General features: G+C 57.9%; 18 protein-coding genes and 1 pseudogene. 6 read left to right on the top strand and 13 right to left on the bottom strand.

Annotated elements, in window-relative coordinates; genetic code table 11:
• Position 1: 1 nt before the first annotated feature.
• The 5 genes from PQR27_RS38715 to PQR27_RS38695 form a co-directional block, all read right to left on the bottom strand.
• A complete protein-coding gene (locus tag PQR27_RS38715; RefSeq protein WP_408528908.1) occupies positions 2 to 1597 on the bottom strand; it encodes an acyl-CoA synthetase in 1596 nt (531 codons plus the stop codon).
• A gap of 31 nt (positions 1598 to 1628) precedes the next feature.
• A complete protein-coding gene (locus PQR27_RS38710) occupies positions 1629 to 2795 on the bottom strand; it encodes an acetyl-CoA acetyltransferase (protein ID WP_408528907.1) in 1167 nt (388 codons plus the stop codon).
• A gap of 28 nt (positions 2796 to 2823) precedes the next feature.
• A complete protein-coding gene (gene ltnD / locus PQR27_RS38705) occupies positions 2824 to 3711 on the bottom strand; it encodes an L-threonate dehydrogenase (RefSeq protein ID WP_408528906.1) in 888 nt (295 codons plus the stop codon).
• A gap of 43 nt (positions 3712 to 3754) precedes the next feature.
• Complete coding sequence (locus PQR27_RS38700; RefSeq protein ID WP_408528905.1) at positions 3755 to 5068, bottom strand: MFS transporter; 1314 nt, start codon at positions 5066 to 5068, stop codon at positions 3755 to 3757.
• A 407-nt stretch (positions 5069 to 5475) separates the two neighbouring features.
• Positions 5476 to 6495, bottom strand: a complete 1020-nt coding sequence (locus tag PQR27_RS38695) for an AraC family transcriptional regulator (RefSeq protein ID WP_408528986.1) — start codon at positions 6493 to 6495, stop codon at positions 5476 to 5478.
• A 269-nt stretch (positions 6496 to 6764) separates the two neighbouring features.
• On the opposite strand from PQR27_RS38695, the gene PQR27_RS38690 reads away from it, so the two are divergent.
• Together PQR27_RS38690 and PQR27_RS38685 are read left to right on the top strand one after the other, a co-directional pair.
• Positions 6765 to 7532 (top strand): 3-hydroxyacyl-CoA dehydrogenase, encoded by a 768-nt coding sequence (locus PQR27_RS38690; RefSeq protein ID WP_159002595.1) that lies wholly within the window; start codon positions 6765 to 6767, stop codon positions 7530 to 7532.
• Positions 7533 to 7553: 21 nt separating this feature from the next.
• Positions 7554 to 8741: an acetyl-CoA C-acyltransferase gene (locus PQR27_RS38685; RefSeq protein WP_408528904.1), complete on the top strand. Its 1188-nt coding sequence runs from the start codon at positions 7554 to 7556 to the stop codon at positions 8739 to 8741.
• Between the two features lie 814 nt (positions 8742 to 9555).
• Here the strand turns inward: PQR27_RS38685 and PQR27_RS38680 are convergent.
• Positions 9556 to 10281 carry a nitroreductase gene (locus PQR27_RS38680; protein WP_408528903.1) on the bottom strand — a complete coding sequence of 242 codons (726 nt, stop codon included), beginning with the start codon at positions 10279 to 10281 and terminating at the stop codon, positions 9556 to 9558.
• Between the two features lie 301 nt (positions 10282 to 10582).
• Here PQR27_RS38680 and PQR27_RS38675 point away from each other — a divergent pair, with 301 nt between their 5' ends.
• The gene (locus PQR27_RS38675) at positions 10583 to 12238 is read left to right on the top strand and encodes an AMP-binding protein (protein ID WP_408528902.1); all 1656 of its coding nucleotides are present in this window, start codon (positions 10583 to 10585) and stop codon (positions 12236 to 12238) included.
• A gap of 157 nt (positions 12239 to 12395) precedes the next feature.
• Here the strand turns inward: PQR27_RS38675 and PQR27_RS38670 are convergent, their stop codons facing one another.
• Positions 12396 to 13088, bottom strand: coding sequence for a Crp/Fnr family transcriptional regulator (locus tag PQR27_RS38670; protein ID WP_408528901.1), 693 nt, complete (start codon positions 13086 to 13088; stop codon positions 12396 to 12398).
• A 1120-nt stretch (positions 13089 to 14208) separates the two neighbouring features.
• On the opposite strand from PQR27_RS38670, the gene PQR27_RS38665 reads away from it, so the two are divergent.
• From PQR27_RS38665 to PQR27_RS38655, 3 genes and pseudogenes are all read left to right on the top strand, one after another.
• Positions 14209 to 15183 carry a LysR family transcriptional regulator gene (locus tag PQR27_RS38665; protein ID WP_408528900.1) on the top strand — a complete coding sequence of 325 codons (975 nt, stop codon included), beginning with the start codon at positions 14209 to 14211 and terminating at the stop codon, positions 15181 to 15183.
• A 35-nt stretch (positions 15184 to 15218) separates the two neighbouring features.
• Positions 15219 to 15386, top strand: a complete 168-nt coding sequence (locus PQR27_RS38660) for a hypothetical protein (RefSeq protein WP_408528899.1) — start codon at positions 15219 to 15221, stop codon at positions 15384 to 15386.
• Positions 15387 to 15468 (top strand): annotated as a pseudogene (locus tag PQR27_RS38655) (IS5/IS1182 family transposase); the annotation flags it as partial.
• A gap of 121 nt (positions 15469 to 15589) precedes the next feature.
• On the opposite strand, the gene PQR27_RS38650 reads toward PQR27_RS38655, so the two are convergent.
• The 6 genes from PQR27_RS38650 to PQR27_RS38625 all read right to left on the bottom strand — a co-directional run bounded on the left by PQR27_RS38650 (position 15590) and on the right by PQR27_RS38625 (position 21056).
• Positions 15590 to 16201: a DUF5134 domain-containing protein gene (locus PQR27_RS38650; protein ID WP_408528985.1), complete on the bottom strand. Its 612-nt coding sequence runs from the start codon at positions 16199 to 16201 to the stop codon at positions 15590 to 15592.
• 412 nt (positions 16202 to 16613) lie between these two features.
• Positions 16614 to 17381, bottom strand: a complete 768-nt coding sequence (locus tag PQR27_RS38645) for a DUF899 family protein (protein ID WP_408528898.1) — start codon at positions 17379 to 17381, stop codon at positions 16614 to 16616.
• A gap of 238 nt (positions 17382 to 17619) precedes the next feature.
• On the bottom strand, positions 17620 to 18468 hold the full coding sequence (locus PQR27_RS38640) for a fumarylacetoacetate hydrolase family protein (RefSeq protein WP_408528897.1): 849 nt from the start codon (positions 18466 to 18468) through the stop codon (positions 17620 to 17622).
• 34 nt (positions 18469 to 18502) lie between these two features.
• Positions 18503 to 18715, bottom strand: a complete 213-nt coding sequence (locus PQR27_RS38635; protein ID WP_408528896.1) for a hypothetical protein — start codon at positions 18713 to 18715, stop codon at positions 18503 to 18505.
• A gap of 144 nt (positions 18716 to 18859) precedes the next feature.
• Complete coding sequence (locus PQR27_RS38630; RefSeq protein ID WP_408528895.1) at positions 18860 to 19840, bottom strand: MBL fold metallo-hydrolase; 981 nt, start codon at positions 19838 to 19840, stop codon at positions 18860 to 18862.
• Positions 19841 to 20186: 346 nt separating this feature from the next.
• Positions 20187 to 21056 (bottom strand): alpha/beta fold hydrolase, encoded by an 870-nt coding sequence (locus PQR27_RS38625; protein WP_408528894.1) that lies wholly within the window; start codon positions 21054 to 21056, stop codon positions 20187 to 20189.
• Between the last annotated feature and the right edge of the window lie 206 nt (positions 21057 to 21262).

Here is a 21262-nt window from a genome sequence, read left to right as displayed (position 1 = left end):
ATCAAACGCTCGCTTTCTGATCAAGACAGAACTGCTCCCACTCCTTTGCGAGCAGGGCACGAACGTCTTTTTTGGTTATCTTGCCGTATGCGGATTTCGGCAGCGCATCCCAGAACACGACGTGCCGCGGCCATTTGTAGCGCGCAAGCTTGCCGTCCAGATGCTCGATCAGCTCGTCTGGCGTAGCTTTGCATCCTGCCTTGCAAACGATCACGGCCACGCCAAGCTCGCCCCATTTTGAGTCGGGCATACCGAGCACCGCTACTTCATGGACACTGTCATGAATCAGCAACGCCTCCTCTACCTCTCGCGGATAGACGTTCGATCCACCTGAGATATACATGTCCGATGAGCGGCCGGTGATGTAGAGAAAACCTTCCCTATCGAGGTGGCCGAGGTCGCCGGTGTGGAAAAATCCGTGCTTGAACGCCTTGTCGTTGGCTTCGGGATTGTTGTCGTAGCCAAGCATAACCGCGGGGCCGCGAACGCAGACTTCGCCCGTTTCGTAGGACTCGAGTTGCTTACCTTTCTCGTCACAGATGGCCACTTCAATCCCGGTCCGGGGGTAGCCGCACGTACCGACCCGGCTGTTCGGTGCATCGTCGTTCTCTTCATGCATTGACGGCGGCAGCACGGTGATGTTTCCCGTCACTTCGCCGAGGCCGTAATACTGCACCAGCACGCGGCCGAGTTTGCCTAGCGCGTGCTTCTGGTCCGCACGATACATGGGCGCGCCAGCATAGATCACGAACTTCAGCGAGCTGTGATCGAATCGATCCACCGATTCATGCTCGGTGAGCATCTTGACGATGGTCGGCACCGTGAACATGTTGTCGATTCGATGCTTTTCGACTAGTGCCCAGATTTCTTCCGGCTCCATCCGCTCTGAGCCCGGCAAAACGCTCGCCGCGCCCCGGGCCGTATTCACAATTGCGTGGATGCCGGCACCGTGCGAGAGGGGAGCGACGACCAGCGAGCGCGATCGATAGTCGATGCCGGGCATTAGATCTGCGAGGTGATTGGTCACAACGAAGGCCATCTGTCCGTGCGTCAGCGTGCCCGCTTTGGGATGCCCGGTAGTGCCCGACGTGTAGAAAAACCACAGCGGGTCATCCCGGTCGACCTGCTCAGACGGAAATCGCGCTGCGGGTCTTTCGGCGAAAGCCTCGTATGCGTACTCGCCACTTCTGGGGTTACCCAGCGAAACAACTATCTCCAGTGCTGGCGACGCATCGCGCACGGCGTCGACGTAATTCTCGAAGCCTGAGTCGTAAATCATTATCCGCGCGCCGCTCGACTTTCCGAGGTAGGCCGCCTCGGGCGGCGCTATGCGAAAGTTCGTCGGGACCCACACAGCCCCCAGCTTGAACGCGACATATGCGCTTTCAAATAGCGGAAGGTTGTTGCGGGAGTGGACGAGGATTTTGTCGCCTTTTTTCACGCCGAGCTCTCGCAGGGCAGTGCATACGGCATCGACGCGCCGGTTGATTTCGGCCCAGCTGTGCGTGCGCGCCGGGGTAATAAAACCGGGTTGGTCGGGATGGCGGCGTGCGACCTGGGTCAACAGGTCGCCGAGGTTCATGACAGTGGTTAGCATTTCGAGTCTCTTTATCTTTATGCCGGCAGCGTCAGGCGCGACGTTCCAGAATGCTGAGGTAGTTGGTGACAGCAGCGCCCCCCATATTGAAGACGCCGGCGATATTGGCGTCTGGAATCTGCATGTCTCCAGCTTCGCCTGAGAGCTGCATCGCCGCCATCACGTGCATCGAGACGCCCGTCGCCCCGATCGGATGTCCCTTCGCCTTCAGGCCGCCAGACGGATTGACAGGCAATCGACCTTCCTTCGTCGTTACGCCATCGAGAATCACGCGAGCGCCTTGCCCCGGTTCGGCCAGACCCATTGCCTCGTATTCCAGCAGTTCCGCGATGGTGAAGCAGTCATGTGTTTCGACGAATGCAAGGTCGTCGAGCGTCAGTTTTGCCGAACTCAATCCCCGTTGCCATGCGAGGCGGGCTCCAGAAAATTCGGTCCGATCGCGCCGTGACAACGGAAGAAAGTCGCTGATCTGAACCGACGAGCGGAAGCTGATTGCGCGCTTTGCATCACGGGCCGCGTCGGGCGCGGCAATGATCATGGCTGCTGCGCCATCGGAAATCATGGAGCAGTCGGTGCGCTTGAGGGGTCCGGCAACAAAGGGATTCTTTTCGGAAGGCGTGCGGCAGAAATCAAAGCCTAGATCACGCCGCATGTGTGCATAGGGGTTCGACACGCCATTGTGGTGATTTTTTGCCGCGATCGCAGCCAGCGCGTCGGATTGGTCCCCATAGCGATCGAAATACGCTTGTGCGATCGATCCAAAAATCCCTGCGAAGCCACCGGGTACGTTGGCTTCTTCCTTCGCATACGAGCATTTCTGAAGTACTTCGCCGACCTCTTTCGTCGGGAGGCTAGTCATCTTTTCGTAGCCGATTACCAGCGCGTACTTTGAGCGACCAGCGCGAATGGCGTCCAGGGCCGAATAAATTGCGGCCGACCCGGTAGCACACGCGTTCTCACTGCGCACCGTCGAGGTATAACGGAGCTCGGGAATGGCATTGAAAACGAGTGCAGACGGAAAATCCTGATACACGAAGCCACCGTTGAAAGTACCAACGTGGACGGAGTCAACTGCTTTTGCGTCGATCCCGGCGTGCTGGAGGGCTTCAACGGCGACTCGGGAAATCATTTCCTCCGGTTCGAGAGCGTCGAGCTTGCCGAAGGGGAGATGGCTCCAGCCGATGATGGAAGGTTGCATTTTTTTGACCTCTGAGAGAAAAGTGAATTTAAGCGCCGGGAAGGGTGATGCCAGGAAAGATTTTGATGACAGCTGTGTCGTCCTCGTTTCCGAAGCCGGCAGCGGATGCTGTAGTAAACATCTGGTGGGCGACTGACGCGAGTGGTAGCGGAAACTTGCTCGATCGTGCCGCGTCAAGCACAAGACCCAGGTCCTTGACGAAAATGTCCAGTGCAGTGTGAGGGGGCGTGAAATCTCCTCGCAGTATGTGAGGGACACGGTCAGTGAATGCCCATGAATTCCCTGCACTATTGCTGATCACGTCATAGAGCTTCTGCGGGTCAACACCCTCTCGTAATCCCAATGCCATCGCTTCTGCGGCAGCTGCAATCTGGACCCCGACAAGTAGCTGGTTAATTACCTTCACTGTGGAGCCGATTCCGTGCTCGCTACCCAGTCGGTACACTTTCGACGAAATCGCGTCGAGAACGTCGCCGCAGGCTGCATAGGCAGACTCTGGACCCGAACTGAGTAATACCAAAGTGCCATTTGCCGCACCAACCACTCCACCCGACACGGGCGAATCAATCAGGTCGATGTTCCTTTCGGCGAGGTGCTTGCCCAAGTGGGCCGCATATCCGGGCGGTACCGTGGCCGCAGCCACTACAACGCAGCCTGCACGAAGGTGTTGCGCTGCGCCGGCTTCGCCGAACAATACATGCTCTGTCTGCTCGGCATTGACCACTAGCGTGATCACCACGTCGCATTGAGCGCCAAGCTGCGCAGGTGTATCGCAACCCTTTCCGCCGTGCTCTACGAAGGCCGCGACTGACTCTGCGCGAACGTCGCATCCAAATACTTCGAAGCCAGCCTTGATGAGATTTTTGGCCACGCCTTGCCCCATCGCACCGAGCCCAATGACGCCGACTTTTTTCATCCGTTTTCTCCATTGCGGCGCTAGACTCCGCATAAAAATATTGCTATCGATTCACTAGTTCTTTCCGGACTCGCAGCACTAGCAGCCCGCCGATTGCGAGTGCTGTCGCCAGAACGTAAAGTCCGATATCCGTTGAATGCGTCTTCTGGTTGACCCACCCGATGAAGAAAGGTCCCACGAAGCCCGAAAGATTGCCGACAGAATTCACAACCGCTATTCCCCCGGCCGCGGCGGCACCACTTAGAATGGCCGTGGGCAAGCACCAGAACTGCGAAATTGCGACAATCACGCAGGAGGTCACGACCGTAAGTGCGATCATTGCGATGACGATGTCGTGACTGAACCGCACGGCGACGAGCCAGGCGAGCGCCCCGAACAACGCCGGTATGGTGATGTGCAGGCGGCGTTCGCGCGTCGCGTCTGACGAACGGCCAACGAGGATCGTTCCGATCACTGCAGCCGCGTACGGCGCCATGCTCAAGATGCCGATTGCAAGCGGATCCTTGACGCCGGAGTTCTTGATCAGCGTCGGGAGAAAGAATCCGACGCCGTAAAGTTCCACGGCCAGAAAGAAATAGATGCCGCACATGAGCCAGACGCGGGGATTAGTGAAGCCGTCGCGCAGTGAGTGGGACTGTGTTTGAGCCTGGTCCTTGGCGATTTCCAAGGTGATCAACCTTCGCTCATCGTCCGTGAGCCATTTCGCGTCGCTGATTCGGTCGTCGAGGTAAGCAAGAACAGCAATTGCCATGACGATTGAGGGCAACGCCTCAAGCAGGAAGAGCCACTGCCAGCCGGCCCAGCCGTATACGCCCGACATCGAATGCATGATCCAGCCAGACAACGGGCCGCCGATTACGCCCGCTACGGGGATGCTGGTCATGAAAAGCGAGATCATTTTCGACCGACGCTTCGATGGATACCAGTACGTGAGATACAGGATTACGCCTGGAAATAGTCCCGCTTCGGCAAGGCCTAAGGCAAAGCGAAACAGGTAGAACATGGTCGGCGTGGTAACAAACATCGTTGCAGCCGAAATGATCGCCCACGTGACCATAACCCGCGCAATCCACACGCGCGCGCCGACCTTGTGCAGGATGATGTTGCTTGGGACCTCGAATAGAAAGTAGCCGATAAAGAAAATTCCGGCACCCAAGCCGTACACAGTTTCGTCGAAGTGCAGGTCGTGAAGCATCTGAAGCTTGGCGAACCCAACGTTTACACGATCCAGGTAGGCGACGACGTAGCACATGAGCAAAAGCGGAATCACTCGCCACGTGACCTTCGAATACGCCGCGGCTTCGGAGGTTTGACTCACCGTTTCTGCAGAATGGGTAATTCCTTTGACGCTAGACATGTGTCTCCTTCTGGAAGGTTCCGGAGTCGCCGGATCCGAACTTTATCTACCGGATAGGGGTCCATATAACGGACCACTGTGTTTAACGAAAATCAGGTTAACCAATGCTAACTGTAACCACGACGTATTTGAAGGGTGGTGTGCGAGTAACAAGGGTTAACTATGGCGCCATAATGTGGACCATTAATTAGGGACTTGTCGCGTGGAGGGGCCGGTCACGGCGCGCTGCCGGTATTACTTGCGTTGCAGCGTGCTGCGAACGGTGGCAAGCACTTGCGCCGCTGGCATCAATCTCGCCCAGCGCGTGTGCGATACGAAGTTGAACAGGCTGACTCCCCATCGTGCTCATTGCAGGTTGCCTGGTCGAGCAGTATCCATGCGCTGGATTACCGCGTCTGGGCGGGTGATCAGCTCTGTTTGATGCGGCGCGCCGGCCTGGAGTCGGACAAGTCGCGGCGAAATGCGCCCGGGCTGCTCCCCGTCCATTTGCGAAAGGCCCGATGAAACGCACTCGGTTCTGTGAAGCCAACTTCGCTCGCAATGTCGGCCACGCTGAGCCCGCTTTCCCGGAGTAGTGATTGCGCCAGCGTGCTTCGCATCTCTTCCTTGATGGAGGCAAAGCTCTGGCCTTCGCTGCGCAGACGTCGACGCAACGTGGCGGGCGTCATATGCAATTGTCCAGCCAATGTGTCGAAGTCCGGCCACTCCGCCGGAGGCACGGTCTTCAGGTGTGAGCGCATTTTCGTCACCCACTTGGTGTCGTGGTTATAGCGTACGAGCAGATTGCCGGGGGCGCTGCGCAGAAAGGTCTTCAGCGCCTGCTCGGAGCGTATCGTTGGCAGGTCGAGATAGGCGGCGTCGAACGCAAGACAGCTGTGCGGTTGATCAAAATGCACGGGCACACCAAAGAACTGCTGGTAATCGGGACGGTGGGCGGGGCTCGGGCACGCGAAGTCGATGCGTTGCAGCGGGATGCGCCGGCCAATCAGCCAGCAGGCCAGACCCAGCAGAATCAGCCAGAACGTCCGATAGGCGAAGGCCGGGTACGGGGTGCGTTCTCCGGCTAGAACGATCTGTACCTGACCGTCCGTGACAATGAGTTCACCACGTGGGTCGTCGAGCACAACGCGCAAGAATTGAAGCGCGCGGCGTAACGCTGTGCGGAGCGTTTCCGCGTGAAGCACCACTTGGGCCAGCAGCGTGAAGCTGCCGCGCCGCATCGGCCGCGCGGACAAGCCGAAAAATTCATCATCGGATGCGTCTGCGATCGCAAGCCAGAGCCGACCATACTCCTGCGTCGTGACGGATTCATACACCGTGGGCGGCAGGCCTGCTGCCCGTAGTACCGCCTCCACGGCAAACCCTTGGCGACGCAGACACGCGAGAGCGTCATCGACAAACCCTGGCGAGATCATCTGCGGCTCCACCTGGCTGGACTCCTCATATGGCAAATTCAATCAAAATTCTAGGTTCTATTTGTCATTGATTGCAATGTTCGAACTGCCGATCATTGGCAACAAATCGGTCGAGTATCGCAGCTTCAGCTCTACGCGGACACGAACGCTTTCGGTGCGGGCCTATCCGCGAGCGCACGAATTAGTCGACCTTTTGCCGACGACCCCGGCGGCAATCGTCGGCACCCTGCTGCGAAAGATGAAAACCGACAGAGAATCAAACACTTAAGAAGGCGGAGCGAATGAACATCACCAATCGGGTATTTCTTGTCACTGGAGCGGGTTCGGGCCTGGGTGCTGCCGTGGCACGCATGGTTGTGGAACAGCGCGGCAAAGTGATGCTGCTTGACGTCAACGCCGAATCGGTTGGGGCGCTGGCGCGTGAACTTGGCGCTGGTGCGCGCTTCCAGACGGCAGATGTAACTAGCGAAACCGATGGTCAGGCCGCAGTCGCCGCCGCGCTGGAGGCGTTCGGCCGCATTGATGGTCTTATCAACTGCGCGGGCGTTGCGCCGGGCGAAAAGGTAGTCGGCCGCGAGGGACCGCACGGTCTTGCCAGCTTCGCACGTGCGGTCTCGATCAATCTAGTCGGCACGTTCAACATGATCCGGCTCGCTGCCGAGGCCATGTCGAAGCAGCCAGTAGATGAGGACGGTGGACGCGGCGTGATCGTCAACACCGCATCGATCGCGGCGTTCGATGGACAGATAGGGCAGGCCGCGTATGCCGCTTCTAAAAGCGGCGTGGTTGGACTGACGCTGCCGGTGGCGCGTGAGCTGGCACGTTTCGGTATCCGCGTGGTGACTATCGCGCCGGGGATCTTCGCGACACCGATGATGTCGGCGATGCCTCAGGACGTACAGGATTCGCTCGGCAAGGGCGTGCCGTTCCCGTCGCGTCTCGGGCGGCCGGAGGAATTTGCGGCGCTGGTACGCCACATCGCCGAGAACCCGATGTTAAACGGCGAAGTGATTCGTCTCGATGGCGCGTTGCGCATGGCTCCGCGTTGACTTACTGGAGGTAATGGAATTATGACGACAAACGATCCGATTGTTATCGTTGGAGCGGCACGCACGCCGATGGGCGGGTTTCAGGGTGACCTGGCGGCCGTGAGCGCAAGCGAACTCGGCGGGGTATCGATTCGCGCCGCGGTCGAGCGCGCTGGCGTGCCGGCGGAGCAGGTCGACGAAATCATCTTCGGCTGCGTGCTGCCGGCGGGCCAGGGCCAGGCACCGGCGCGGCAGGCGGCGCTGAAGGCGGGCTTGCCGTTGTCGGCGGGCGCAACGACTGTCAACAAAATGTGCGGTTCGGGCATGAAGGCCGTGATGCTGGCGCACGATCTGCTGCTGGCGGGCTCTGCGAACGTGATGGTCGCCGGCGGCATGGAGAGCATGACGCAGGCCCCGTATCTACTGCCCAAAGCGCGCGGCGGCTACCGTATGGGCCATGGGCAGGTGCTCGATCACATGTTCCTCGACGGGCTTGAGGACGCGTACGAGAAGGGCCGTCTGATGGGTGCGTTCGCCGAGGATTGCGCGGAGGTTTTCCAGTTCACGCGCGAGGCCCAGGACGCGTACGCGATCGCCTCGCTCACGCGTGCGCAACGTGCGATCGCCGACGGCAGCTTCAAGGAGGAGATTGCACCGGTAACTGTGCGTGCGGGCAAGACGGATACGGTTGTCACGATCGACGAACAGCCGGGCAAAGCGAAGCTCGACAAGATTCCGATGCTCAAGCCGGCATTCCGGGACAATGGCACCGTGACGGCGGCGAACTCGTCGTCGATTTCGGACGGTGCGGCAGCGCTGGTACTGATGCGCCGCTCAGAGGCCATCCGGCGCGGCTTGACGCCGAAGGCCGTGATCGTCGGGCACGCTACATTTTCTGACAAGCCCAGCCTCTTTGCCACGGCCCCGATTGGTGCGGTGCGCAAGCTGTCGGAGAAGACTGGCTGGAATCTTCGGGAGGTCGATCTGTTCGAGTTCAACGAAGCGTTCGCGGTAGCCGTGATGGCGGCGATGCGTGATCTCGATCTGCCGCACGACAAGGTCAACGTGAATGGCGGCGCCTGCGCGCTCGGGCATCCGATCGGCGCATCTGGAGCCCGGATCATTGTTACGCTGCTCCATGCATTGCGTGCTCGCGGGCTCAAACGTGGCATCGCCAGTCTGTGTCTTGGCGGCGGTGAAGCAACCGCCATCGCGATCGAAGCCGTTTGACGCTGCATGCCGGCGTTTCGCTGAAGAGTTCCCGAGGTATTGGCGACTCGCTGGCGACTCGCCGGAGCTAGGAAGAGTTGCGCTGCGCAGACATTCCATTGTCGGCTGCAGCGCAATCCGCCGCACTCGCACTTCTTCCTCGGACGCTGCCACCGAGCCGTGCAGATTGTGATGCCGCGCCCGGCGGAGGTTGCTTGCAGGCATGCGCTCATCATCTCCGCTTCTCTTCGCCACGGTGAGAGACCAGTGGTGCAGGACTGGCCGAAGAATAAGTCCTATCCCCTTGCATCTTTCACTGCGGTCGAATTGGCTAAGCTCCCGACCTACTACGTCATGCGAGGGGCAGGACCAGCCCGACGCGGTTGTACATCAAATATTGGCGTCTCTTCGGAAAATCGGCGTAAGTACAGCCCGAAAGGTGGATTCGTCCCGGTTAGGATCTCAGAGCGCTCGTGATCGGCAGGCCGCGCACAGTTTATACAGCACGGCCGTAGAACTAGTTGGTGATGGATGGGTTCCGCGAACACATTTCGTCTGATCTTCGACGGGTATTTGTGTGACCTCAAGGCTGACTTGCAGCAATGTATCTTGAGGTTGGGGTTGGTCCGGGAACCCACCCGCCCCGGCTCATCCAGCGAGCCGCCTGAATAGCCGCCGATCGAGCGGGCGCCGTGTATGCCGATCGGCCTGGGATCTCGTCCGCGTTGCGCGCTACGGTCTGACAGGCGGTCAAACAGCGTCCCGGCGACGCCTCGCTGGTACATTCGATAGGCAGGCTTCAGACTGGCGTCTGGATTCGCTATCTGTGCGCCCGCTATTCCGAATGAAATGTGCTGAACGCGCTAACCTCGGCTCTTTCCGTCACGAGGCTGTTCTCGATGGACGAAGGATCCGCGAAACCAAGACTCATACCGACGAGGAACATCTCACTAGGGTGCAATTGAAGTTGATTGGCAATGATCTTGTGATACTTCATAAATGCCGCTTGAGGGCAGGTGCTCAAGCCATGGGCACGGGCGGCGATCATGATGTTCTGCAGGAACATGCCGTAGTCGATCAGGCTACCCTTTTGCATGACACGGTCGATCGTGAAGAACAGGCCGACGGGCGCGTCGAAGAATTTGTAGTTTCTGCTGTGTTGGGCCTTCATCCGCTCCTTGTCGCCTTTTTCGATTCCAAGCAACCCATATAGATTCCAACCCACCGTTCGTCTTCTTTCAAGGTATGGCGATATCCACTCGCGCGGGTAGTAGTCCCACTCGTCCGCGAATGTCTGATCAAATGCCGTATCGTCGATAGCCCGCTGGATCGCGGCACAGATACGGTCTTTGGCGGGCCCCGTGACGACGTGTACGCGCCAGGGCTGAATGTTGACGCCCGTGGCGGCGAAGCGCGCTACGTCCAATATCGATTCCAGCGTTTCTCGAGGAACCGGCGTAGGCAGAAACGCCCTGACGCTGCGACGCGACAGGATGGCCCATTCGATGGTCTTGCGCAGTTCATCTGCATCCGTTAGCGGCGGTGTGTCATTTCTCTGCATTTGTCACTCCATCTGTCTCCAGGGTCGGCGAAACCGAGCGGCTCGCGTGCACGGCAGCATTGCCTTTGCGTGCAAGATTAACTGGACGGGACAGGCCGTGCTGTCTCGAACATGACAATCGACATCCAATAACCAATCGTCTTGCAGAAACCGAACAAGTGTCATGTTCGAGACAGACCCGGTCCAGCCGGACGTTTATATTCAATAATACGTCGCAAGGTGCGAGCGATCCCATGCAGATATTGCACCTACGAACTGCTTGTGCCAGCTACCCTTTCATATTCAAGCGAGGAGACATGCCATGACCGCTTCAATCTACGAACACGGACTCCACCGAGCCGAAGCCAACTATGTGCCGCTGACACCGCTTCACTCACTGGATCGATGCGCCGAATTGTTTCCGGAGCGGATTGCTATCGTGCATGGCGCGATGCGCCAGACTTGGGGGGAGACGCGTAACCGTTGCCGCCGGCTGGCCAGTGCGCTTGTCCGGCGTGGTGTCAAGCGGGGCGACACTGTATCGATCATTGCGCCGAATACGCCTGCGATGGTGGAGGCTCATTTCGGGATACCGCTAAGCGGAGCGGTGCTCAATACGATCAATTGCAGGTTGGATGCCGACGGAGTCCGGTTCATTCTGCTGCACGGGGAATGCAAGATCCTCCTGGTGGATCGCGAATTTTCCGCCCTTGCTGCGGATGCACTCAAGGACATTCCAGATGGGCCGCTCGTGATTGACATTGCCGATCCAGAGGCGCCGCAGGGGGCATCGATAGGTGAGCTCGACTATGAGCAATTGCTCAGCGAGGGAGAGGCAGACTTCGAGGGCATATGGCCCGCGGACGAATGGGACGCGATTGCTTTGAACTATACGTCCGGCACGACCTCCGATCCGAAAGGTGTCGTGGCCAGTCACCGGGGGGCTCACCTGATGAGTATGCTCCAGTTGACTGACTGGGGCGTGCCACGCGGGCCTGTGTACCTTTGGACCCTCCCGATGTTTCACGCCAACGGTTGGTGCTTCGCCTGGGCAATCACAGCGGCGGGTGGCACCCATGTCTGTCTGCGCAAAGTCAATGCCGCAGGAATATTCAACGCCATCCGCGAGTACGGCGTCGACCATTTTTGTGCGGCGCCAATTGTCCTGGCCGCGTTGGCTGACGCGCCTGCCAGCGCGCGTAGTGCGTTGCCTCGAACCGTTCGCGTACGCACGGCGGGCTCTCCGCCCCCAGCAACCGTGTTGAAGTCTATAAGCGAGTTGGGATTCGAGGTCGAGCACGTATACGGCATCACCGAGTCCTCCGGCACGCCGCTCAGTTGTTTCATCCAGGCAAACTGGCACGCATTGAGCCACGAGGAGCAGGCGCGCCTGAAGGCGCGGCAAGGTCAGCGGGCGTCCGGGCTTGAAGGCATGCGAGTCGCAGCGCTCTCCACTCTTGAGCCAGTTCCGGCGGACGGAAAGACCGAGGGAGAAATACTGCTGCGCGGTAATGTCATTATGAAAGGCTATCTGAAGAACGAGGAGGCTACCCGAAACGCCTTCGAAGGGGGGTGGTTCCACACTGGCGATATTGCCGTGGTGCACCCGGACGGATACATTCAAATCACGGATCGTTCCAAGGACGTTATCATTTCGGGTGGAGAGAATATTTCTTCGGTAGAGGTGGAGGAAGTATTGCACCAGCACCCGGCAGTCCTTATCGCGGCAGTGGTGGCTCAGCCCGATGCCAGGTGGGGCGAAGTGCCCTGTGCATTTGTCGAATTGAAACAGGGTGTCGAGGCGCCGCCTGAACGGGAGCTGATTACGTTCTGTCGAGAGCGGCTCGCTCACTTCAAGTGTCCTGTGAGGATCGTGTACGGCGCGCTGCCAAAGACAGGCACAGGAAAAATTCAGAAATTTCGACTTCGAGCGCAAGCTGGTAGTCGGGAGGCCATTACGAAGCTGTCGCAAGCATAGCCACGTGTGCGGCCGACGGGTCCAGCCTTCGGAATGCGGGGAAGCGGATCAGCATGTCGCTTAGTTGGGTCGCTTAGGTAGGCAACATGTTGAGCTGCGGCTGGCGGGTACAACGACACTTACTGTGTTTGCAACAAGTTTGCACCCAAAGGCGCCATCAATCGCCGGTGTGTGCAAAATCTCGAAGCCCTGCCAGGTCAAGAATTCGGACTGAGCCATATTCGATCATCAAAAGCCCCGCGTCAGCGAGATCGTGAAGCGCTCGGTTGGTGTTCTGCCTGGACAGGCCGGACAGCCGTCCAATTTCCTCTTGCGAAAGACCGAGTGTCAGATCAGTAGCGTTAAAGAGTTGCGGATTGAACAGTTCAGCGAGACAGAAAGCAACTCTTGCAGACGCTTTATGCCAACGGAGGCTTCCGACGAGACCCACGTAGTATCCGCACCGTGCATTGAGTTGATCGATGACAAATCGACTGAACGGGTGGCTATTTTCAAGCAGCCACTCAAATGTGAAGCGTGGGATAAAAGCGACCTCGCTGTCACGCAGCGCTACCACCGAGTATGAGCGCGGTTCATCTTTTAGCAAGCTTCCCTCCCCAAACCAGCAACCCGTTGGCACGCCGGCGAACGTTGTAGAGCGTCCCCTTTCAGATACCGCATCGACTTTCACCAAGCCTTCGATTACGCCAAGCCAATGGTCCGCAGGGGTTCCCCGGTGACAGACTATGGCACCGGAAGAATATGATCGTTGAACGGCGTCTTTCTGGACGCGAGCGAGTTGCTCCGGTGTTAAATTGGCGGACCAGGCGGAGCGCGATATGAAACGCTGCAACTCAGCTGATAGGGGCATGGCAAGTTGGGTTCGAAAGGTTTAGAACCATAAGTTTAACCATTTCCCGGCCAACCTTGGCCGACGACTAGAGACACCCTCGGAAAGCGCGGGTTCGCGCCATACGGCCAGCGGTATCAGCAAGTATGCTGGCTTTGGTGGGGCGCACATTCGACCCACCATTATATGATATCTGTCATATAATGGTGGGTAAGGGTGGCGAGGTGCTGCCGATCGATGCGCCTTGAAATCGCGCTGGTCAACAGTCGTCGGACTTTGTTTAATGGACGGATGCCTTGGGCAAACAGAAAGTTAGCGAACGCGTCATATCCGTTCGGCATGTGACTATAGAGGTGCAGCAGAACTTTGAGGGCGCGAAGAGGGCCCTTGAAGAAGCAGCACCTGTTCTAAATCTTCAGTTTCTTGACCACTTGAAGAGCGGACACGTCTCCAAGGCCTAGCAGGCGCTCGAGCTTGGGCCGGTCCTACCGATTAGTATTCGGGATTATGGCTGATGCTCGCATTGGCGGGGCAGCCTCGGAAAGCCATGCAATACGAAATTGGCGACCCTCACACGACATCATTGATGACTCGCGCATTCTGCCCGCGGCTCTCTATGTCCCGCTTAGAGTCCTGCTTAGGGAAGGGGCGGACGGGCAGGTTGCATTTGAGCACGCCCAACCATCGTCGCTATTCGGGCAGTTCGGGAATGAAGAGGTAATGGGTGTGGCTCTTGGCCTGAATGCGGCGTTGAGCAAACTGCTCGGGTCCGTTGCAGAAGGATCCGCGTGATCACTAAAGCGCGCTGACAAATGACTTGTGCTCCATCCGGGCCGCGTCATGCAGCGGCTGACTCACCGAGAACAATCTTGGTCGGTTGACCAGAACGCAGGCGCTGATGGATTCCGCGGTCATGCGACTGAAAATTCCTACTTCGTTCACGCAAGACTGGCTCGTTGCTCGTGGCTCGGCGGACAAATATACGGCTGCATGACCCGAGGCCCATGGAAGGCGAAAAACCGAGGGAACCTGAGGGGTAACCGTCAGCGCTTTCTCCCCCATACTCAAAATTCAGCAGACGACGTGCGTGTAGTGGCAATACACAGCGCATTGGAAGCGAACTGGTAAGGAATAACACAATATGGCGGATATTGTTGGCAATATGCGGATCTTCGTCCGTGTGGTTGAGAAGGGTTCCTTCACGGCGATCGCGAAGGAAATCGACATGACTGTCGGGCAGGTTTCACGTGCCGTGAATATGCTAGAAGAGCAGTTGCAGGCGGTCCTCTTGCACCGGACCACGCGCCATCTATCGTTGACAGATTCCGGCGGACGCTTCTATGAGCGTGCAAAAACGATCCTCGCGGATTTTGACGCGGCTGCGGAAGACGTGCGCAACGCTAGCCAGACGCCTGCGGGCCGCCTGCGGCTACACTGCGCACCCGGGCTCGCGCAAAGCCTGGTCGCCGCAGCGCTGACGCGCTATCAGGTAATCTGCCCCGATGTCCAGGTCGAACTGAAAATCGAGCAGTGCATGCCGAACCTCGTCGAGGACGGCTACGATCTTTCACTGTTCTCCGCAACACAACTTCCCGACTCAATCTACGTTGCGCAGCCGCTCGGCACAGCCTATTCGATAATGGTAGCTTCGCCGGACTACCTGAAGCGCAATGGCGCACCGCGTACACGAGACGATCTCGCGTCGCACACGCTCATCGAGTTCGATTCGCCGGTGGCACCACCAGACGAATGGCATCTCGAAAGCGGACAGGAGTCGCATTTACTGAATATCCCGAAGTCGCCACTCCAGACCAATGTGCCTGACGCAATGCGTGCAGCATTACTGGCGGGAGCGGGAATCGGTGCGCTTGCTACGTACTCTGTGGCGGATGACCTCGAATCTGGTGCGCTCGTACGTGTGCTGCCGCAATACCGCCTGCGTCCTTTCACCGTATTTGCAGTGTATCCGTCTCGACGATTCCTCGATGCGAAAGTACGGACAATTCTCGACCATCTGCGGGAGACGCTTTCGCATTCGCTGAAGGATGTGATAACACGGGTCGAGGCGCTCGAGCGGACTAATGAGGAAGGCCTGAGCCTTCCCCATAGCATCTGAGAACTGCAATTTAGACGCTGGGAAATTCTCCGAAGTTGCAGAACATCGCCACCCGCTCACATTTTCATGCCCGGCAGGCCACAGGCCGGACGTTTAACGTGGCGTTCGCCGATCAGGGATATGCTCGCGACGAACCCGCGCAGCCTGCGCTTGACGAGGGGATCGAGCTTCAGGTGATCAAGTTGGTGGAGGCGAAAAAATGATTCGTGCTGTTGCCGCGCCGCTGGGTGGTGGAGCGCAGCTTCGGCCGCTTTCGCCGGCCCACGCGAGATTACGAGCGCTTACCCGTGACGCTCGCAAGGCTTCATCTCGTAATTTTTGCGGTACTAATGCTCGTCGTAAACCTGACAAAAAGTGCCCATCAAGCTCTAAGCACGGCCACCTGCGGTCGGTCTGATCCACCCGATCATCTCATGACTAGGAGCATGACTGCCATGCTCACGTTCATGGCGACACGACACGCTACCGTCGGCGCTGTGCTGCGAGCTGACGCGGCGCCAACTGATATGTTCCGGCGACTGTGGTGTCGATCCGCCAGTTGAGCGAGGACGTCCCAAGCACTGCAACAGACAAGGACAAACGCGAGCGCCAGAGTCGGAGGTTTGAGCGACTGTACCATGCTGCTGCTTTCCGCTCCCCCCCTGCAGATGTCGTCAGTCATCGTGAGGGCGGCGAACATGTAGACCGTGGCCGCGCAGTGCAACATATGTGCAGCGCGATGCACGCTCGCCAGAGACCGCAGGCCGTTCACCTTGGTATCGGCTAATAAGCGCCATGCGAACCACACAGTGAGCAAGCCAAAAATCGCCTCCCAAGCGTGTGACGGCAGAGTTGTAACGCTCGGCGTCAGCATTCCCGCCATCGCGACACCCATCAACAGATACGCAATGTCAGTATCGGCTCCATCTGAACAACGCGGAGACGAGCAAGGCCCGTCTGGCTTAACAGCCGAAAGCCAGCTGGCTGGCAACTGAGCGGCTCCGAGGCGGATCGCGCTCACTGCCGTGATGACCAGCATGAGCGCAGTCAGAATACCTGGCAGCCAGGGGGGAGACATCATGCGACGGTTCCTTTCAACGGAGTTCCGCGGCTAGTGCGAGCCAACATCCGTGGCGGCCAGTAGGTAGGCGCCACGGTGCGCGCGCATTGCCGACATGCGCGTCGGGGCCGTTTGTAACTAGCGATAGGCTTGGGCCGTCGACGACGGTCATAGCGCGTTTGATCGTCATTTGTCATGAGGCGTGACCTGGAGGCGGCGGCGAGCGGGAGACCGCAGTAGTCGGAGTTAGACTTCGGCGCGTGCGGCGTGGAAGATCACGACGCACGCGCACACCGATGTGCACTGTTGATGCGGAGCCATGCCTACGGGGTCAGAGCGACCCTGTTCTAGGGCCACTCAAACCGATACGAACAGAAGTGCAAAGACTTCCTTAGTACTGCAGGTTGGGGTAGGCCCCGCTGTCTCCGCGTCCTTCGCGCGTCAGATCGAGAACTCCGTAGATCGTCCAGATCGCATCGAACGAGCTGGTATCGCCGCGCTTGAACGTCGCTTCGCTCCCCCAGTGGTGGTGGATCCCGTCCGTGTCGCGGGAGAAAACGTTCAAGGAGGCGCGCTGCCCGCCGTCTGGTGTTTCAGCGCGGTAATCGCGGTTGAAGGTGTTGTTCCGCGAGGACAATAGGCGCACATTGCGCCAGCCGCGTTCACGTGCGTAGGTGCCGAGCCGTTCAGGGCTAGTCTTCGCGACGACGACGAGGTTGGCTCGCTCGGCAACGTGAAAGGCAGCGCCCTCGAGCCCGTCGACAATCGATGTGCACGACGGACACGGCTGCTCGACAAGCGGCAGCTCGGCAGTCTTGCCTCCTGGGGCTCCTGCGCGTTGGTCTTGTGACCAGCGCGGAAACATCATGTGGTAAATGATCAGTGAGTCCTTGCCCGGCTCGAACAGTTCCGACAGCTTCACCTCGCTTCCATTGTCGGCAGACTCGAAGACGTAGTCCTCCTTGATCAGGCCGCCCGCAGGGAGTGCCCGGCGCATGGCGGCTACTCGTTCGTTCAGCTCCTTGAGCTCTAATTCTGCCTCTAACAGCTCACTACGTGCGAGGCGGTATTCATTCGACTCGCCGGGGAATCTGGCATTCGGGTCGAGGAGTACATCCCTCCACTTGTTCATGTCGCGTGGTGTGCCCTTGAGAACCATAGTTTCCATCCTTCTCTATGCTCTGAACTCTGTTCCTTGCGTAGTGTAAAGATCAGAGCGTCCGTTGGAGATTGCGAAGAGGGTGCTGACGTATTACGCCATCAGCGGGCGTATGTAAACCGCACCTACCATGTGGGTATGGGATGCCAGGAAATCGTAGGTATATGCATGAATTGGGTCTCCTACCTGATAATCCTCCGTTATCCGTTATCTCTGGCGGATAACGGAGGGGTCTGTCTTATACCTGTCGCTCGACGATCAGTTGCTTTTGGGTGCCGAGTCCTTCAATCCAGAGCGTCACAACGTCGCCTTTATTGAGGTAGGTCGGTTCGGGCTTCATACCCATGCCGACGCCCGGGGGCGTGCCGGTGGTAATCACATCGCCCGGAAGCAGCGTCATATAGCGGCTGCAATAGGCAACGAGTTCCTTGACCGTGAAAATCATGGTCCTGGAGTTGCCGCCCTGACGACGCTCGCCGTTGACGTCGAGCCACATGTCCAGGTTTTGCGGGTCGGGCACTTCGTCCTTGGTCACGAGCCACGGGCCAATCGGGCCGAAGGTGTCGCAACCCTTGCCCTTGTCCCACTGGGAGGATTGCAGCTGGAAGGAGCGCTCGGATACGTCGTTCACCACGCAGTAGCCGGCGACATAGTCCAGAGCTTCTTCTTTGGAGAGGTACTGCGCCTTTTTGCCAATCACAACGCCGAGTTCAAGCTCCCAGTCGAGCTTCGTCGAGTGCGGAGGCACGACGATGTCGTCGTTGGGGCCACCGATGGACGTCGTCGACTTCATGAAGATGATGGGCTCGGTGGGAATGGCCATGCCCGCCTCTTCGGCGTGGTCGCGATAGTTCAGACCGATAGCAATGAACTTTGAAATGCCAGATACGGGCGCGCCGATGCGGGGATTGCCCGGTACGAGAGGCAGGTCGGACAGCCGAATTTTTGACAGCTTTTCGAGCTCACTCGCCGAAAGCTGCGCAGGCGTGATGTCGGACACGTAGCCGCACAGGTCGCGCAGTGCACCTTGCTCGTCAACGATCGCAGGCCTTTCCGCGCCAAATTCGCCATAGCGACAAAGCTTCATTTTGTATCTCTCTAAGTTAGGGGCTGGAAGATCGTTACAGGCCAGCCCGGTTTTTGCCACGCACAGCAGGGTTGACGACGTTGATCGGCCACTGGCCTTCGAGGACACCGCGCACTTCTCCCGGTGCACCGGATTGCAGACCGGCCAGCGCGTCGCGGCTGTCTGCGATCTCCCCGAAAACGCGATGTTCAATGTCGAGGGAATCCCAGGCGCAATTTGTCAGGACAACCTTTGCTTTCGCTTTCATCTCCTGCTTTCGCGTGTCATTAGCCTGCACTCACCTGGCTGCCATCAGGTGAGCTTGATTTGCAAATCGTCTAGGGCTTTCTATTGCAGATTGCCCGTGCAGGTTTTGCGCGCTGAAGCCGATGCTGTTGCGCTGTTTCCGCGATCACTCGCGGTCCATAAATGATTCAGGTACCCATGCGTAAGCGTCACCATCTGTACGAATATGTCCGACACCCGGATAAGGCAAATGCGGGGCGGCGACGAGCACTTGCGTGCGAGAGAACTCGGCGAAGGCTGATCTGCGACTCTCCACGGCGCCGGCGGGATCCACGTCAAACGCGATTGTGAATTCAGGTTCAGCAAATTGCAGTGCGGCAATATGAACGATATCGCCGACGAACACGATGGTTTGGCCTTCGCTGGTTAGTGCGTAGAAAGCCGAGCCAGGTGTGTGTCCCGGGTGGAGTGAAGCCGTAATGCCGGGGACAATCTCAGTGGTCTTGTCGAAAGGGCGTAGTTGACCCGACTCTGCATAGGGTTTAACTGTTAGTACTGCTTGCTCGAATGTATACGGAAGTGCATCTGGCCGATATGCGGATGTGGCCGCCTGTTCCGGGTCAAGAAAGAAATCGACGTCCGGCTTGCCGACATGTACAAGTGCATTCGGGAACATTCGCTCGCCCGCCATCGTGAGACCACCCGAATGGTCAACATGAATATGCGTAATTAAAATGTCGGTGATGTCTTGGGGTTCAAGCCCTGCATGCTCGAGGCGCGTGAAGAGTTTGCCGCCGACGTTAATTTGGCGGAACAGTTCTCCGGCACCCGTGTCGACAAGAATCTTACGGTCATTCAGTTCAATCAGGTAGACGTTAATCGACGTCTCGATCTCCCCACAAAGAAATGCCTCGGCCAACAGCTTCTCCATTGTCGCCGTATCTTTGCCGGAGATCAGTGTGGGCGCATTGAGAGGGATAGTGCCGTCAGATATAACGGTAATCTTTGCGGCTCCAACTTGCAGGCTATGTAACGGTGCGACTTGCGGAAGTCTGCCTATGTTTGAAAAAGAAGGGCGCGAGTTGGTGATTTTCCCGCTAACTGACGACTCACCGAGTTCGGAACTACAGGAGCAGAGTGTTTGCATGGTATTCATCCTGTAAATAGGTAAAATCAGGTGCGACCACGAATTTGTGATTGCACGCTTTCACGTCGTCGAATTAAGAAACGCCACGGATAGGCGTCGATCGGTGCACGTTGCTCAGGTACTAGCCACGCAGGTTCTCGAGGATCAGCACTGCCTTGATGGTAATTCTGATCGCGCGACAGTCGCCTGTTGGGATACTTCTGTGGCGGCAGCGACGACGTCTTGAATCTGGTCCAATGTGATCACCGGCTTATGTGTAACTGCATCGGACGTTGCGAATCAACAGAGTAATATTCCTTGATGAAAGTGAATATCACGCTCTAGCGCGGCGTTTCTGAGTCGGTAGCTATCCTTTCCAACTCTGCAGAAAATCGAGCAGTTGGGCATTGACAATCTCAGGCTGCTCCTCCTGCGGCAAGTGTCCCGCTTGTGCAATTGCGGATGTCCGAATGTCAGTTGCCATGCAGCGCCATACCTCGGCCATATCAAACATTTTGCCGACGGCGTAGAATTCGGCACCCCAAAGCGCCAGCGTCGGTACCTTGATGGGCACATGTGCGTCAATCTTGTCCTGTGCGACGTCTTCGGCGTTTGCCCGGTAGTCGGACATTGCTCCACGGACGGCACCAGGAGCCTGGAATGCTCTAACGTATTCCTCGAACGCCTCGCCACTAACTGCAGTTGGGTCGTAGCACCAGTCCGTGAAGAAATGGCGCAGCCACACGCGTTCGTTTCCTGCAATCAGTGCTTCCGGAAGATCGGGAACCAGGTGGAACAGGAAGAACCAGTAGGCCTTTGCAATCTGCGCATTCAGCCGCTCCGCGACTACTCGCGTCGGGACGTTATCCATCACGACCAGGCGGTCAAGTCTGTGCGGATGGTCCTTGGCGAAGCGCGTCGCTACCCGTGCGCCCCGGTCGTGGCCCACTAGCGCGATACGGTCGATGTCCAGATTGTCGAGCAGGGCAAGCAGGTCGTTTGCCATCGTGCGTTTGTCATACCCTGCCGCCGGCTTGTCCGTTGCCCCATAGCCACGCAAGTCCGGCGCAATCACACGGAAATGCTGCGCAAGCACGGGAATCTGATGACGCCACGCGTAATAGGTCTCGGGAAATCCGTGAAGCAAGACGACCGTGGGTCCGTCGCCTGCTTCTACATAGTGCTGACGAATGCCGTTTGCCTCAACGGTGTGATGAACCAATTCAATGTCTTTCATGGTGTCGCGCGATCATTGGCCAAAGTAGATAGGTTTGATGCCGGGTATGTCTCACACCGATCCGGAGACATACATGAAGTTTAGGAGCGAGCAGAGGGGCGATAAAGATGCTTTCGAGGTAATGAATTTTCCTCGCAGTAGGCAAATCGCAATATGCCCGCTCAGAAATCTAACAAACCAGGTGTTAATACCAATTCCTAGATTCG

This window comes from Paraburkholderia fungorum (assembly GCF_046027215.1).
GTDB classification, from domain to species: domain Bacteria; phylum Pseudomonadota; class Gammaproteobacteria; order Burkholderiales; family Burkholderiaceae; genus Paraburkholderia; species Paraburkholderia fungorum_D.
The sequence above is the reverse complement of the archived record's forward strand: the minus strand, read 5'-3'. Positions and strand labels throughout refer to the sequence as shown.

Coding starts and splice junctions, on each gene's coding strand:
- PQR27_RS38715 (WP_408528908.1), bottom strand. CDS start 1,597: ATGCTAACCACTGTCATGAACCTCGGCGACCTGTTGACCCAGGTCGCA.
- PQR27_RS38710 (WP_408528907.1), bottom strand. CDS start 2,795: ATGCAACCTTCCATCATCGGCTGGAGCCATCTCCCCTTCGGCAAGCTC.
- ltnD (WP_408528906.1), bottom strand. CDS start 3,711: ATGAAAAAAGTCGGCGTCATTGGGCTCGGTGCGATGGGGCAAGGCGTG.
- PQR27_RS38700 (WP_408528905.1), bottom strand. CDS start 5,068: ATGTCTAGCGTCAAAGGAATTACCCATTCTGCAGAAACGGTGAGTCAA.
- PQR27_RS38690 (WP_159002595.1), top strand. CDS start 6,765: ATGAACATCACCAATCGGGTATTTCTTGTCACTGGAGCGGGTTCGGGC.
- PQR27_RS38685 (WP_408528904.1), top strand. CDS start 7,554: ATGACGACAAACGATCCGATTGTTATCGTTGGAGCGGCACGCACGCCG.
- PQR27_RS38680 (WP_408528903.1), bottom strand. CDS start 10,281: ATGCAGAGAAATGACACACCGCCGCTAACGGATGCAGATGAACTGCGC.
- PQR27_RS38675 (WP_408528902.1), top strand. CDS start 10,583: ATGACCGCTTCAATCTACGAACACGGACTCCACCGAGCCGAAGCCAAC.
- PQR27_RS38670 (WP_408528901.1), bottom strand. CDS start 13,088: ATGCCCCTATCAGCTGAGTTGCAGCGTTTCATATCGCGCTCCGCCTGG.
- PQR27_RS38665 (WP_408528900.1), top strand. CDS start 14,209: ATGGCGGATATTGTTGGCAATATGCGGATCTTCGTCCGTGTGGTTGAG.
- PQR27_RS38650 (WP_408528985.1), bottom strand. CDS start 16,201: ATGCTGGTCATCACGGCAGTGAGCGCGATCCGCCTCGGAGCCGCTCAG.
- PQR27_RS38645 (WP_408528898.1), bottom strand. CDS start 17,381: ATGGTTCTCAAGGGCACACCACGCGACATGAACAAGTGGAGGGATGTA.
- PQR27_RS38640 (WP_408528897.1), bottom strand. CDS start 18,468: ATGAAGCTTTGTCGCTATGGCGAATTTGGCGCGGAAAGGCCTGCGATC.
- PQR27_RS38635 (WP_408528896.1), bottom strand. CDS start 18,715: ATGAAAGCGAAAGCAAAGGTTGTCCTGACAAATTGCGCCTGGGATTCC.
- PQR27_RS38630 (WP_408528895.1), bottom strand. CDS start 19,840: ATGCAAACACTCTGCTCCTGTAGTTCCGAACTCGGTGAGTCGTCAGTT.
- PQR27_RS38625 (WP_408528894.1), bottom strand. CDS start 21,056: ATGAAAGACATTGAATTGGTTCATCACACCGTTGAGGCAAACGGCATT.